The 14599-nt window shown below is 64.5% G+C and carries 9 protein-coding genes; 5 read left to right on the forward strand and 4 right to left on the reverse strand.

What is annotated here, in order from left to right; translation table 11 throughout:
• The first annotated feature begins 17 nt into the window (after nucleotides 1-17).
• The 4 genes from nagA to nagE are packed head-to-tail and all read left to right on the forward strand — an operon-like array spanning nucleotide 18 to nucleotide 6432.
• On the forward strand, nucleotides 18-1124 hold the full coding sequence (gene nagA / locus CD58_RS23150) for an N-acetylglucosamine-6-phosphate deacetylase (RefSeq protein WP_025215325.1): 1107 nt from the start codon (nucleotides 18-20) through the stop codon (nucleotides 1122-1124).
• Nucleotides 1105-2127, forward strand: coding sequence for an SIS domain-containing protein (locus tag CD58_RS23155; RefSeq protein ID WP_025215326.1), 1023 nt, complete (start codon nucleotides 1105-1107; stop codon nucleotides 2125-2127). Before nagA ends, CD58_RS23155 begins: the two co-directional genes overlap by 20 nt.
• A 42-nt stretch (nucleotides 2128-2169) precedes the next feature.
• Complete coding sequence (gene ptsP, locus CD58_RS23160) at nucleotides 2170-4683, forward strand: phosphoenolpyruvate--protein phosphotransferase (RefSeq protein ID WP_025215327.1); 2514 nt, start codon at nucleotides 2170-2172, stop codon at nucleotides 4681-4683.
• Nucleotides 4684-4716: 33 nt separating this feature from the next.
• Entirely contained in the window at nucleotides 4717-6432 is a 1716-nt protein-coding gene (gene nagE / locus CD58_RS23165) for an N-acetylglucosamine-specific PTS transporter subunit IIBC (RefSeq protein ID WP_025215328.1), read from the forward strand.
• 331 nt (nucleotides 6433-6763) lie between these two features.
• Here the strand turns inward: nagE and CD58_RS23170 are convergent, their stop codons facing one another.
• Both CD58_RS23170 and purL read right to left on the reverse strand, forming a co-directional pair.
• A complete protein-coding gene (locus CD58_RS23170; RefSeq protein ID WP_025215329.1) occupies nucleotides 6764-7075 on the reverse strand; it encodes a YqfO family protein in 312 nt (103 codons plus the stop codon).
• A gap of 4 nt (nucleotides 7076-7079) precedes the next feature.
• Nucleotides 7080-10976 (reverse strand): phosphoribosylformylglycinamidine synthase, encoded by a 3897-nt coding sequence (gene purL, locus CD58_RS23175; RefSeq protein ID WP_025215330.1) that lies wholly within the window; start codon nucleotides 10974-10976, stop codon nucleotides 7080-7082.
• 288 nt (nucleotides 10977-11264) lie between these two features.
• Between purL and mltF the strand changes: the two genes are divergently transcribed.
• Nucleotides 11265-12725: a membrane-bound lytic murein transglycosylase MltF gene (gene mltF, locus CD58_RS23180; protein WP_025215331.1), complete on the forward strand. Its 1461-nt coding sequence runs from the start codon at nucleotides 11265-11267 to the stop codon at nucleotides 12723-12725.
• A 209-nt stretch (nucleotides 12726-12934) separates the two neighbouring features.
• Here the strand turns inward: mltF and pdxJ are convergent, their stop codons facing one another.
• The gene (gene pdxJ, locus CD58_RS23185; RefSeq protein ID WP_025215332.1) at nucleotides 12935-13678 is read right to left on the reverse strand and encodes a pyridoxine 5'-phosphate synthase; all 744 of its coding nucleotides are present in this window, start codon (nucleotides 13676-13678) and stop codon (nucleotides 12935-12937) included.
• A 49-nt stretch (nucleotides 13679-13727) separates the two neighbouring features.
• A complete protein-coding gene (gene recO / locus CD58_RS23190) occupies nucleotides 13728-14417 on the reverse strand; it encodes a DNA repair protein RecO (RefSeq protein WP_025215333.1) in 690 nt (229 codons plus the stop codon).
• Nucleotides 14418-14599 lie beyond the last annotated feature (182 nt).

Consider the following 14599-nt stretch of genomic DNA (forward strand, 5'->3'; position numbering starts at 1 on the left):
ACGACTAGAGAGTCCCCATGTCCGAAGACAATATCCTCACCGCCAATGGCTGGGTTCGCGGCCGCCTGATCCATGCGCACGGCAAGGTCGTGTCCATCGAAGGCCAGCCCTGCGATCCGGCCAGCAATAACCTGCCCTACCTGCTGCCCGGTTTCATCGACCTGCACGTCCACGGCGGTGGCGGCAAGGACATCATGCAAGGCGCCTCGGCGTTCGAAACCATCGCCCGCACCCACGTGCGTTTCGGCACCACCGCGCTGCTGGCCACCACCATGACCGCGCCCAGCGAAGAAATCACCAGCGTGCTGCAGGCCCTCGGCGAGTTCTGTGAACAACGCCCGAACGGCAGCGCCCGGGTCCTGGGCGTGCATTTGGAAGGGCCTTACATCAACCCCGGCAAACTCGGTGCGCAACCGAATTTCGCCCACACCGCGCTGATGGCCGAGGTGGAGAGCTACCTGGCCCTGGCGCCGATCCGGGTGATTACCATCGCCCCGGAAATCGCCGGTCACGATGCCCTGATCCGCGCCCTCAGCGCCCGCGGCGTGCGCATGCAGATCGGCCATACCCTGGGCAGCTACGAAGAAGGCGTCGCGGCGTTGGCCGCCGGGGCCAGCAGTTTCACTCATTTGTATAACGCCATGAGCCCGTTGCATCACCGCGAGCCAGGCATCGTCGGCGCGGCCCTGGCCCACGCTCAATATGCCGAGCTGATCCCGGACTTGCTCCACGTGCATCCCGGCGCCATGCGCGTGGCCTTGCGCTCGATTCCGTGCCTGTACTGCGTCACCGACTCCACCGCTGCCGCCGGCATGCCCGATGGCGAATACAAGCTGGGCAGCCACACCGTGACCAAGTGCCTGGGCGGCGTGCGCCTGGCCGATGGCACCCTGGCCGGCAGCACCCTGACCATGGACCAGGCCCTGCGCAACCTGGTGAAAATCGGCCTGCCCCTCGCTGAAGCCTCCCAGCGCCTGTCGCAATTCCCCGCCGATTACCTCGGCCTGCCCGAGCGCGGCCGCTTGCAACCCGGCGCCTGGGCCGACTGCGTGCGCCTTGACCGTTCCCTGACCCTGACCGACGTGATGGTCGAAGGAGAAGCCATTGACTTCCAAAATGCTTGAAGAGGCCCTGGCCTCGTGGGAAGCCGTCGAGCGCCAGTTGCAGCAACTGGACCCGGCCCTCGAGGAAATCGCCGGACGCCTGCGCCGTCAGCCACCGCAAGTGGCGATGACCGTCGCCCGTGGCAGTTCCGACCACGCCGCCAGCTATTTCGCCTACCTGACCATGCAGCAATTGGGCATCCCGGTGGCCTCGTTGCCGATGTCGGTGGTGACCATGCAACAGGCGCCGCTGAAGGTCAGCGGCCAGGTGGCATTCGCGTTTTCCCAATCGGGCCAGAGCCCGGACCTGGTGAACAGCCTGCGCCTGTTGCGCAAGCGCGGCGCCTTGAGCGTGGCCCTGGTCAACGCCAGCGATTCGCCCCTGGAAGCGGCGTGTGAATTCAGCGTGCCGCTGTGTGCGGGCGTCGAAAGCAGTGTCGCCGCGACCAAGAGTTTCATTGCCACCCTCAGCGCCAGTGCGCGGCTGGTGGCGCACTGGAAGGACGACGCCGAGTTGCTCGAAGCCGGCAGCGCCCTGCCCGAAGGTTTGCAAGAGGCCGCCCGCCAGGATTGGCGCGGCGCCGTCGAAGCCCTGCGCGACTGCCAGCGACTGATGGTGATCGGCCGTGGCGCCGGGTTCGCCATCGCCCAGGAAGCGGCGCTCAAGTTCAAGGAAACCTCGGCGATCCAGGCCGAAGCCTTCAGCAGCGCCGAGGTTCGTCATGGGCCGATGGCGCTGATCAATGAAAACTACCCGCTGCTGGTGTTCGCCCCTCGCGGTGCCGAGCAGGCGGGCGTGTTGAGCCTGGCCGCCGACATGCGCCAGCGCGGCGCCCGGGTGTTGCTGGCGGCGCCGGATGACATCGCCGAACGCGACCTGACACTGACCCGCGCCGAACACCCGTCCCTGGACCCAATCCTGGCGATCCAGAGCTTTTATGGGATGGCCGCGAGTCTGGCCGTGGCCCGAGGCCTGGACCCGGACCAGCCACGGCATCTGAGCAAGGTCACCCGTACGCACTGAACCGACGGTTTTCTTTTCTAGAGAGTCTGATGAGAGCGCCCCATGCACAACAACAATAAAGAGCTGACCCTCAGCGCCCCGCTCAGCGGCCCGGTGCTCACCCTCGCCAATGTCCCGGACGCGGTGTTCGCCAGCGGCGCCATGGGCGACGGAATCGCCATCGACCCGCTGAACGATACCCTCTACGCGCCTTGCGACGGTGAAGTGATTCACGTCGCCCGCACTGGCCACGCCGTGACCCTACGGGCCGACAACGGCGCCGAACTGCTGCTGCACCTGGGCCTGGACACGGTCGAGCTGCAGGGCGACGGGTTTTCCATGCTGGTCAAGGAAGGCGCGCGGGTCAGCAATGGCCAGCCGCTGCTGCGTTACGACGTGGATAAAGTGGCACTGCGCTGCAAGAGCCTGGTCAGCCTGTTGGTCATCACCAATGGCGAACTCTTCCAGGCGCGGCCCATCACCCTCAAGGGGGTGAAGGTCGGCGAACCGCTGCTGCATATCCTCGCCAAGGCCCCTGGCGAAACTCGACACGATGACCAGGCCATCGGCAGCGAAGTGTTCGGCCAGGTCCGTATCGCCCATCGCGGCGGTCTGCATGCCCGGCCGGCGGCGCTGATTCGCCAGACCGCCCAGGGATTCAAGAGCCGCTCGCAGCTGCATTTCCAAGGCAAATCGGCGTCCTGCGACAGCGTGATGGGGATGATGGGCCTGGCCATTACCGAACAAGCGCAAGTGCACGTCAGTTGCCAGGGCAGCGATGCCGAGGCGGCACTGCAAGCCTTGCTGGCGATTTTATCCACAGCCCTGGCGGAAGAAGCCCATGCCCTGGCGCCGACGCTCAAGCCGCAACACCGTAGCGCCGAAGACGGTGTGCTGCACGGCGTGTGTGCCGCCCCCGGCCTGGTGACCGGGCCGCTGGTTCGGTTGAATGGCATTCAACTACCCCAGGACGCTGGCGGCCATGACGTCGAAGAACAGCGACAACGCCTGGACAATGCCTTGGCCCAAGTCAGTGGCGAAATCCGCCTCACCCTGGAAAACGCCAAGGCCCGACGCCACCGCGACGAAGAAGCAATCTTCAGCGCTCATCTGGCACTGCTGGAAGACCCGGTGTTGCTGGATGCCGCCCACCTCTTTATCGAACAAGGCAGTGCCGCGACCCACGCCTGGAGCCGCTCCATCGACGCTCAATGCCAGGTGCTGCAACAGCTGGGCAGCACGCTGCTGGCCGAGCGCGCCAACGATTTGCGCGACCTGCGCCAACGGGTCCTGCGGGTGTTACTGGGTGAGGCCTGGCAATTCGACGTCGCGGCAGGCGCCATCGTCGCCGCCCAGGAACTGACCCCGTCGGACCTGCTGCAACTCAGCGCCCAAGGCGTGGCCGGCGTGTGCATGGTCGAGGGCGGCGCAACCTCCCATGTCGCCATCCTCGCCCGAGGCAAAGGCTTGCCGTGCCTGGTGGCGCTGGGTGACGCGCTGCTTGTCCAGGCGCCGGGACAAGTGGTGGTGCTGGACGCCGACGACGGCCGCCTCGAACTCGCGCCAACGGCCGAGCGCCTGGCCCAGGTGCATCAGGAACAGGCCCGGCAAACCACCCGCCGCGCCCAACAACAAGCCCTCGCCCACACCCCGGCGCACACCCTTGACGGCGTCACCGTGGAAGTGGCGGCCAACGTTGCCTCCAGCGGTGATGCAACCCAAGCCTTGGCGAACGGTGCCGACGGCGTTGGCTTGCTGCGCACTGAATTTCTGTTCGTCGACCGTCACACCGCACCCGACGAAGAGGAACAACGCCAGGCCTATCAAGCCGTGCTTGAGGCCATGGGCGACAAACCGGTGATCATCCGCACCATGGACGTGGGCGGCGACAAACAATTGGATTACCTGCCGCTGCCGACCGAAGCCAACCCGGTCCTGGGCCTGCGCGGCATTCGCCTGGCCCTGGTGCGGCCGGAGCTGCTGGATCAGCAATTGCGGGCCTTGCTGCAAACCCGTCCGCTGCAGCGTTGCCGGATCCTCTTGCCCATGGTCACCGAGGTCGATGAGCTGCTGCACATCCGCCACCGCCTCGATGCCCTCGGCGCCGAACTGGGTTTGAGCGAACGCCCGCAACTGGGGGTGATGATCGAAGTACCGGCCGCCGCGTTGCTGGCCGAACAGCTGGCCGAGCACGCGGACTTCCTGTCCATCGGCACCAACGACCTGTCGCAATACACCCTGGCCATGGACCGCGACCACGCCGGCCTCGCCGCCCGGGTCGATGCCCTGCATCCGGCGCTGCTGCGGTTGATTGCCCAGACCTGCATCGGCGCAGCGAAACATGGCCGCTGGGTTGGCGTGTGCGGCGCCCTGGCCTCCGATCCGCTGGCGACACCGGTACTGATCGGGCTGGGGGTCCGCGAACTGTCGGTCAGCCCACCGCAGATCGGCGCGATCAAGGACCGCGTGCGGCACCTCGATGCCGCCCAGTGCGCCCGCCTCAGCGGCGAGCTGCTGAACCTGGGCAGTGCCGCCGCCGTGCGCCAGGCCTGTCATCAACACTGGCCCCTGGGCTGAGCCACGTCGAAGAACAATAAAGGGAGAGACGCCATGTACCAGCATTTCATCGAAGGACTGCAACGCCTCGGCCGGGCACTGATGCTGCCCATCGCGATCCTGCCCATCGCCGGCCTGTTGCTGCGCCTGGGCGACACCGACCTGTTGAACATCGCCATCATCCACGATGCCGGCCAGGCGATTTTTGCCAACCTGCCGCTGATCTTCTCCATCGGCATCGCCGTGGGCTTCGCCCGGGACAACAACGGTACGGCGGGGTTGGCCGGGGCCATCGGTTATCTGGTGATGATCGCCACCTTGAAGGTACTCGATGCCAGCATCAACATGGGCATGCTCGCCGGGATCATCAGTGGCCTCATGGCCGGCGCGCTGTACAACCGTTTCAAAGACATCAAGCTGCCGGAATACCTGGCGTTCTTCGGTGGGCGGCGCTTCGTGCCGATTGTCACCGGCTTCAGCGCCGTGGGCCTGGGGGTGGTGTTCGGCCTGATCTGGCCGCCGATCCAGCAGGGCATCAACAGTTTTGGTGCCTTGCTGATGGAAAGCGGCAGTTTCGGTGCCTTCGTGTTCGGCGTGTTCAACCGGCTGCTGATCGTCACCGGCCTGCACCACATCCTCAATAACATGGCCTGGTTCATCTTCGGCAGCTTCACCGATCCGCAAACCGGCGCGGTGGTCACCGGCGACCTGACCCGCTACTTTGCCGGCGATCCGAATGGCGGCCAGTTCATGACCGGCATGTTCCCGGTGATGCTCTTCGGCCTACCCGCTGCGTGCCTGGCGATGTACCGCAATGCCCTGCCCCAGCGGCGCAAAGTCATGGGCGGGATCCTGCTGTCCATGGCGCTGACTTCGTTTCTCACGGGGGTCACCGAACCGATTGAGTTCGCCTTCATGTTCCTCGCGCCGCTGCTGTTCCTGTTGCATGCCTTGCTCACCGGGCTGTCGATGGCGATCACCGATTGGCTGAACATCCGCCTGGGCTTTACCTTCTCCGGCGGCTTCATCGACATGGTGCTCGGCTGGGGCAAGTCGAATAACGGCTGGCTGGTGGTGCCGGTGGGACTGGTCTATGCCGTGATCTATTACACGGTGTTCGACTTCTGCATCCGCCGCTTCGACCTGAAAACCCCAGGGCGGGAAGAAGTGCCCGCCGGTGATAAACCGGTCATTGCCCAGAACCAACGGGCCGGGGCCTACATCGAAGCACTCGGCGGCGCCGGCAACCTGATCACCGTCGGCGCCTGCACCACACGGCTGCGGTTGGACATGGTGGACCGCAACAAAGCCTCCGATGCGCAGCTCAAGGCCCTGGGCGCCATGGCCGTGGTACGGCCCGGTAATGGCGGGAGTCTGCAGGTGGTGGTGGGGCCGATGGCCGACAGCATCGCCGATGAAATTCGCCAGGCACTGCCCTCCTCCGACCGCCCTACCCCTGCGCCGGTGGCCACGGCGGTTGAACCGGTCACAGCGACCAGCGTGTCCGGGGCCGAAGCGCAACAGTGGCTGGATGCGCTGGGTGGCGGCGGCAATGTGTTGCAGCTCGATTGCGTGGCGATGAGCCGGTTGCGGGTGCGCCTGGCCGATGGCCAAGGGTTGTCGGAAAGCAGGCTCAGGGCGCTGGGATGCCAGGGGGTCAGCCCGTTGGAAGGGGGTGTCTGGCACCTGTTGCTGGGGGAGAAAGCGCCGGGGTTGTGGCAGGTGTTGGAAGGGATGGTGCTGAATCGCAAGACAGGGATGAAAGCTTAGATTTTCATTGTCTGATCTGGCCTCTTCGCGAGCAAGCCCGCTCCCACAGTGGATTTGTGCAGTTCACGAAACCTGTGATCCACACCACTCTCAGGAAGAACACAATCCCCTGTGGCGAGGGAGCTTGCTCCCGCTGGGGTGCGAAGCAGCCCCAAATAACTCCCTCGCAACTCGGTGTGCCTGGCAGATCCAGGGGGCTGCTGCGCAGCCCAGCGGGAGCAAGCTCCCTCGCCACAGGGTTCCGTGTACACCGGTGAATCGGCTTCAAAAAGCGCCCAATAAAAAACCCGCTGATTCAATCAGCGGGTTTTTCATTTCAACGGCCAGAGGATCAAAAATCCTCCAACCGCCACACTTCATACGCCGGCGTTTCGTAGGGATGGCTCTGTTTCAGCGCCTCCACCACTCCGCGAATCAGCTCATCGGCAACGACAAGCTCCACTTTCCATTCCTCGACCTGTTCGACCTGCCCCGCCTCGCCAATGAACGGCTGGCTGCCGTCCAACGGGCGAAACTGGCCCTGGCCCAACACCTGCCAGGCGCAGTGTTCGTAGTCGCCGATTCGCCCACCACCGGCAGCGAATACGGCGCTCTTGACCACGTCCACATGGCTGGCCGGGACGAAGAAGCAGAGCTTGTACACGGCCTTAGTTCACCCAGACGCGCGCGTTGCGGAACATGCGCATCCATGGCGCGTCTTCGTTCCAGTCGTCCGAACGCCACGAGTTCTGCACCGCGCGGAACACCCGCTCCGGGTGCGGCATCATGATCGTGACGCGGCCGTCGCGGCTGGTCAGGCCGGTGATCCCGCGCGGCGAGCCGTTCGGGTTGGCCGGGTAGGTTTCGGTGACTTTGCCATGGTTGTCGACAAACCGCAGCGACACACAACCGGACAGGTCGGCTTCGAGCAGCGCTTCTTCGCTTTCGAACTCCGCATGACCTTCGCCGTGGGCGATGGCGATCGGCATGCGCGAACCGGCCATGCCCTGCAGGAAGATCGAGTTCGATTCCTGCACCTGGACCATCGCCACGCGCGCTTCGAACTGCTCGGAACGGTTACGCACGAAGTGCGGCCAGAACTCGCTGCCCGGGATCAGCTCGTGCAGGTTGGACATCATCTGGCAACCGTTGCACACGCCGAGGGTGAAGCTGTCGGTACGCTCGAAGAAGCCCTGGAACGCGTCGCGGGCGCGGCTGTTGAACAACGCCGACTTGGCCCAGCCTTCACCGGCACCCAGCACGTCGCCGTAGGAGAAACCGCCACACGCCACCATGCCCTTGAAGTCGTTCAGGTCGACACGGCCGGCCAGGATGTCGCTCATGTGCACGTCGATCGCGCTGAAACCGGCACGGTCGAACGCCGCCGCCATTTCCACCTGACCGTTGACGCCCTGCTCGCGCAGTACCGCCACTTGTGGGCGAATGCCTTTCTTGATGTAGGGCGCGGCCACGTCGTGGTTGACGTCGTAGCTCAGCTTGGCGCTCAGGCCCGGGTTGTCTTCTTCCAGCAGCGCGTCGAACTCCTGCTCGGCGCACTCGACGTTGTCCCGCAGGCGCTGGATCTGGTAGCTGGTTTCAGCCCACTGGCGCTGCAACAGGCGGCGCTGGCCTTCGAAGACGGTGTCGCCGTTGAAGGTGATATTGATGTGGGCGTTGTTGATCGGCTGGCCGATCACCGAGACGCAATCGGCCAGGCCCGCCGCGCTGAACTGGGCGAGGATGTCCGGGGTGGCGTCCTGGCGAACCTGGATCACCGCGCCCAGTTCTTCGTTGAACAGGATGGCCGGGATTTCGGCCGTGGATTCGGCAACGCTGTCGAGGGTCAGGCTCAGGCCGCAGTGACCGGCGAAGGCCATTTCCACCACGGTGGTCAGCAGGCCGCCATCGGAACGGTCGTGGTAAGCCAGCAGGTGACCGTCGGCGTTGAGGCCCTGGATGACGGCGAAGAACGCTTTCAGGTCTTCGGCATCATCGACATCCGGCGCTTGCGAGCCGAGCTTGCCGTGCACCTGGGCCAGGATCGAGGCGCCCATGCGGTTCTGGCCACGACCCAGGTCGATCAGGATCAGGTCGGTGGTGCCCTTGTCCATGCGCAGTTGCGGGGTCAGGGTCTGGCGGATGTCGGTGACTGGAGCAAAACCGGTCACGATCAGCGACAGCGGCGAGGTCACGCTCTTGTCCACGCCTTCGTCGTTCCAGCGCGTGGCCATGGACATGGAGTCCTTGCCCACCGGAATGGTGATGCCCAGCTCCGGGCAGAGCTCCATGCCGACGGCCTTGACGGTGTCGTACAAGCGGGCGTCTTCACCCGGGTGACCGGCGGCAGACATCCAGTTGGCCGACAGCTTGATGTCGGAAATCTTGCCAATGCGCGAAGCCGCGATGTTGGTCAGGGTCTCGCCGATCGCCATGCGGCCCGACGCCGGGGCGTCCAGCAGCGCCAGCGGCGTGCGCTCGCCCATGGCCATGGCTTCGCCGGTGTAGACGTCGAAGCTGGTGGCGGTCACGGCCACGTCAGCCACCGGCACCTGCCATGGGCCGACCATCTGGTCACGGGCCACAAGGCCGGTGATGGTGCGGTCGCCGATGGTGATCAGGAAGCTTTTGCTGGCCACGGCCGGGTGATGCAGGACGCGCTCGATGGAGTCGGCGATGTCGAGGGTGGACGGATCGAAATCATCGCCCAGCTCGGCTTCACGAACCGCCGAACGGTGCATGCGCGGGGCCTTGCCCAGCAGCACTTCCAACGGCATATCCACTGGGCTGTTGCCGAAGTGGCTGTCGGTGACGGTCAGTTGCGGCTCGGCGGTGGCTTCGCCGACCACGGCGAACGGGCAGCGCTCGCGTTCGCAAATAGCCTGGAAACGCTCGAAGTCGGCCGGGCCGACCGCCAGGACGTAACGCTCCTGGGATTCGTTGCTCCAGATTTCGTGCGGGGCCATGCCCGGCTCATCGTTTGGAATGTTGCGCAGTTCGAAGCGGCCACCGCGGCCACCGTCGTTGACCAGTTCCGGGAAGGCGTTGGACAGGCCACCCGCGCCGACGTCGTGGATAAAGCTGATGGGGTTGTGTTCACCCAGCTGCCAGCAACGGTCGATGACTTCCTGGCAACGGCGTTCCATTTCCGGGTTTTCCCGCTGGACCGAAGCGAAGTCCAGGTCCGCCGAGCTGGTGCCGGTGGCCATGGAGGAGGCAGCGCCACCGCCCAGGCCGATCAGCATGGCCGGGCCACCGAGGACGATCAGCTTGGAGCCGACCAGGATCTCGCCTTTCTGCACGTGGTCGGCGCGGATGTTGCCCATGCCGCCGGCGAGCATGATCGGCTTGTGGTAGCCGCGAACTTCCTCACCGCGAGGGGTGGTGATGGACTGTTCGAAGGTACGGAAGTAACCGGTCAGGGCCGGACGGCCGAATTCGTTGTTGAACGCCGCGCCACCCAGGGGACCTTCGATCATGATGTCGAGGGCGTTGACGATGCGCTCAGGCTTGCCGTACGGCTTTTCCCACGGCTGTTCGAAGCCCGGGATCTGCAGGTTCGACACGGTGAAGCCGGTCAGGCCGGCCTTGGGCTTGGCGCCGCGCCCGGTGGCGCCTTCGTCGCGGATCTCGCCACCGGAACCGGTAGACGCGCCCGGGAACGGGGCGATGGCGGTCGGGTGGTTGTGGGTCTCGACCTTCATGAGGATGTGCACCGGCTCCTGGACCGCACCGTACTGGCGGGTCTCAGGGTTCGGGTAGAAACGACCGGCAACGTTGCCGACGATTACCGCGGCGTTGTCCTTGTAGGCCGAGAGCACACCTTCGTTGTGCATCTGGTAGGTGTTCTTGATCATGCCGAACAGGCTTTTTTCCTGGCTCTGGCCATCAATGTCCCAACTGGCGTTGAAGATCTTGTGGCGGCAGTGCTCGGAGTTGGCCTGGGCGAACATCATCAATTCGATGTCGTGCGGGTTGCGCTTCAAGCCCTGGAAGGCGGCGACCAGGTAATCGATCTCGTCTTCGGCCAGGGCCAGGCCCAGTTCGGCGTTGGCTTTTTCCAGCGCGGCACGGCCACCGCCCAGCACGTCGATGGCGGTCAGTGGCTTGGGTTCGGCATGGCTGAACAGGCCGGCAGCCTGCTCCAGGTTGCCCAGCACGACCTGGGTCATGCGGTCGTGCAGGCCGTCGGCGATCAGTTGGGCCTCGGCCTCGCTGAACTCACCGGCGACATAAAAGGCAATGCCGCGCTCCAGACGCTGGATTTTCGCCAGGCCGCAGTTGCGGGCGATGTCGCTGGCCTTGCTCGACCACGGCGAAATGGTGCCGAAACGCGGCAGCACCAGGAACAGACGACCGGTCGGCTCCTGGACGGGAACACTGGGACCGTACTTCAGAAGGCGCGCGAGCACCTGCTGTTCGTCGCCGGTCAAACCGCCGGTGACTTCGGCGAAGTGAGCGAATTCAGCATACAAGCCACTGACAGCCGGGACCTTCTGGCTCAGTTGCTCAAGGAGTTTGCTGTGGCGAAAGGCAGAAAGGGCAGGAGCGCCGCGCAGGATCAACATCTTCGGGACAGCCTCGGGAAGGGGGTGTGCTTTGAGGCCGTGCATTCTAGCCTAAACCGCTGGCGACGGCACCCGAAACGGCACGCGCGATGCGGGCCGAATGTCGGTCTTTGCGCCAACGGCCCTGTCGGGAGCTCATTCCGGGGATCGCGGCGAGATATTTTTCATCGGTACAAAACCCGCCGCACGCCGGCCCGCCTGTGTCGCGGACATGTTTTGCAACGGCTAGCAGACTGGCCTTTTGCTGTCGAGATATGGCGGCAGGGGCCGTTTGCGTATACTGCGCAGATGTTTTCCCCAACGGCTTTGCGTCCGCGGTATGCCAAATGGCTGATCGCAACCGGACTCTTCCTGGTGCTCAGTGGTTGTGTTGAGAAACCCAACACACTGGAGCGCGTAAAGGAGGATGGCGTGCTGCGGGTGATCACCCGAAACAGCCCCGCCACCTACTTTGAGGATCGCAACGGTGAAACCGGCTTCGAATACGAGCTGGTGAAGCGCTTCGCCGACGATTTGGGGGTGGAGCTGAAAATCGAGACCGCCGACAACCTCGACGACCTGTTCAGCCAGATCGGCAAGCCCAACGGCCCGGTGTTGGCGGCTGCCGGCCTGGTCAGCAGCGAGCAGCGCAAGAAACAGGTGCGGTTTTCCCACGCCTACCTGGAAGTTACCCCGCAAATCATCTACCGCAACGGTCAGTCCCGCCCCACCGACGCAGCCGCGCTGGCCGGCAAGAAGATCATGGTGCTCAAGGGCAGCACCCACGCCGAACAACTGGCGCAACTGAAACAGCAATATCCAGGCATTGAATACGAAGAATCCGACGCGGTTGAAGTGGTCGATCTGCTGCGCATGGTCGACGAGGGCCAGATCGACCTGACCCTGGTCGACTCCAACGAAGTGGCGATGAACCAGGTGTACTTCCCCAACGTGCGCGTGGCCTTCGACCTGGGCGACGCCCGCAGCCAGAGCTGGGCCGTGGGCCCCGGCGAAGACAACAGCCTGCTCAACGAAATCAACAGCTACCTCGACAAGGTGCAGAAGAACGGCACCCTGCAACGCCTCAAGGACCGTTATTACGGACACGTCGATGTCCTCGGCTACATGGGCGCCACCACCTTCGCCCAGCATTTGCAGCAACGGCTGCCCAAATACGAACAACACTTCAAGGCCTACGCCAAGAAAGAGAAAGTCGACTGGCGCCTGCTGGCCGCGATCGGCTATCAGGAATCGCTGTGGCAACCGGCGGTGACCTCCAAGACCGGCGTGCGCGGCCTGATGATGCTGACCCAGAACACCGCCCAGGCCATGGGCGTATCCAACCGCCTGGATCCGAAGCAGAGCATCATGGGTGGCGCCAAGTACCTGGCCTACATGAAGGACCAACTGGACGAGAGCATCGAGGAGCCGGACCGCACCTGGTTCGCCCTCGCCGCCTATAACGTGGGCAGCGGCCACCTGGACGACGCCCGCAAACTGGCGGCCAAGGAAGGGTTGAACCCGAACAAGTGGCTGGACGTGAAGAAGATCCTGCCGCGCCTGTCCCAGAAACAGTGGTACAGCAAGACCCGCTACGGCTACGCCCGGGGCGGCGAGCCGGTGCATTTCGTGGCGAACATCCGTCGCTACTACGACATCCTGACCTGGGTCACGCAGCCGCAGCTCGAAGGCAACCAGGTGGCCGAGGGCAACCTGCACGTGCCGGGTGTCGACAAGAGCAAGCCGAACCAGGAAACACCGCCGCTCTGATGGCTGTACACCATCCGATGCTGTGATGAACCTGTGGCGAGGGAGCTTGCTCCCGCTGGGGCGCGAAGCGGCCCTAATAACTCCCTGACAACCCGGTGGGTCTGACTGATCCAGGGGACTGCTGCGCAGCCCAGCGGGAGCAAGCTCCCTCGCCACAATGGTTCAGGCAAGCCTTAGGTGAGCAGCCACATTGGGTCCTGTGGCTGCGGTCAGGACTTCGCGGCAGCCAGGATCAGCGCCTTCATCTCCGCCACCGCCGACTTGAACCCGACGAACAGCGCATGGGCCACCAGTGCATGGCCGATGTTCAGTTCGTTGATGCCCTTGATGGCCGCGACGGCTTCGACGTTGTGGTAGTGCAGGCCATGGCCGGCATTGACGATCAGGCCCTGGGCCAGGCCGAAGGCGACGCCGTCGGCCACTCGTTGCAACTCATCAGCGACGTCCGTGGGCGTTTCGGCATCGGCATAGCGACCGGTGTGCAGTTCGATGGCCGGCGCGCCGACACGCTTGGCGGCGGCGATCTGCCGCTCGTCGGCGTCGATGAACAGCGACACTTCAGCACCGGTTTTTGATAGCCGCTCCACCGCCAAGCTGATCCGTTCTTCCTGCCCGGCCACGTCCAGGCCGCCTTCGGTAGTCAATTCCTGGCGCGTCTCGGGCACCAGGCAAATATGCGCCGGGCGAATGTGCTCGGCGAACGCCATCATTTCTTCGGTCACGCCCATTTCGAAGTTCATGCGGGTTTGCAGCACGTCCTTGAGCAGCAGCACGTCGCGCTCCTGGATGTGGCGACGGTCTTCACGCAAATGCACGGTGATGCCGTCGGCGCCCGCCTCTTCGGCGTCCAGTGCGGCCTTGACCGGATCCGGGTAGCGCGTTCCGCGGGCCTGGCGCAGGGTGGCAACATGGTCGATGTTCACGCCGAGAAGAATGCGATTGCTGGTGCTCACGAAAAGGCTCCTGAATGGACAAATAGTCGGCCCACAGCATACGGGTTGATCAGGGCTTGCGAAACAGCTCGCGGCTGACCAGCGGTCGACCACCCAGATGAACCGCCAGGGCCTGGCGCATCAGGCGCTTGGCTGCCGACAGCGCGCCCGGCGCACTCCAGTCGGCCTCGGCCATGGCCAGCAGCTCGGCGCCGTTGAACAGCCCGGGTTGCAGCAGGTAGACCTGCTCCAGGCCGGCATCCACCTGCAAGCGGTACAGACCGTCGGCGGCGATGGGTTCACCGTGCAGGTCGGTGTTCAGGGCAAAACCATAGCCGAGGTCGTCCAGCAGCCGCCATTCGAACGAACGCAGCAGCGGCTCCAGCGGACGACCTTCGGCCAGGGCCGACAGCGTGGCGGCGTAGTGATCGAAGACGGAGGGATGGGGATCTTCGGCGGGCAGCAGGCGGATCAGCAATTCATTGAGGTACAAGCCGCTGAACAACGCCTCGCCGTTGAGCCATGCCGCCACGCCATTGCTTTCCATGCGCCCGACATTCTTCAACTCGCCCCGCCCGCGGAACTCGATTTCCAGCGGCACGAACGGCCGCGCCAGCGTCCCCGCCTTGCCCCGAGCCCCGCGCAACACCGCCCGCAAACGCCCTTGCGGCGTGAGGAAGTCCACCAGGGCGCTGCTTTCGCGATAGGCGCGGCTGTGGAGGACGTAGGCGGGTTGGGCGATGGGTTGGGTTGGGGACATCAGGGGCCTGAATATCAGAAGATATCGACTATAGAAGAGAGCCTTGTGGCGAGGGAGCTTGCTCCCGCTGGGCTGCGAAGCAGCCCCAGGTTCAGCGACTTCGTTCAGTCAGACACACCGCATTGCCTGATTTTACGACTGCTTCGCAGCCGAGCGGGAGCAAGCTCCCTCGCCACAAAAGC

Source organism: Pseudomonas brassicacearum, assembly GCF_000585995.1.
GTDB classification, from domain to species: Bacteria; Pseudomonadota; Gammaproteobacteria; order Pseudomonadales; family Pseudomonadaceae; genus Aquipseudomonas; species Aquipseudomonas brassicacearum_A.

What these genes read in the sequence shown, in the direction of transcription:
- nagA (WP_025215325.1), top strand. Translation starts at nt 18, where the DNA reads ATGTCCGAAGACAATATCCTCACCGCCAATGGCTGGGTTCGCGGCCGC.
- ptsP (WP_025215327.1), top strand. Translation starts at nt 2,170, where the DNA reads ATGCACAACAACAATAAAGAGCTGACCCTCAGCGCCCCGCTCAGCGGC.
- nagE (WP_025215328.1), top strand. Translation starts at nt 4,717, where the DNA reads ATGTACCAGCATTTCATCGAAGGACTGCAACGCCTCGGCCGGGCACTG.
- purL (WP_025215330.1), bottom strand. Translation starts at nt 10,976, where the DNA reads ATGTTGATCCTGCGCGGCGCTCCTGCCCTTTCTGCCTTTCGCCACAGC.
- mltF (WP_025215331.1), top strand. Translation starts at nt 11,265, where the DNA reads ATGTTTTCCCCAACGGCTTTGCGTCCGCGGTATGCCAAATGGCTGATC.
- recO (WP_025215333.1), bottom strand. Translation starts at nt 14,417, where the DNA reads ATGTCCCCAACCCAACCCATCGCCCAACCCGCCTACGTCCTCCACAGC.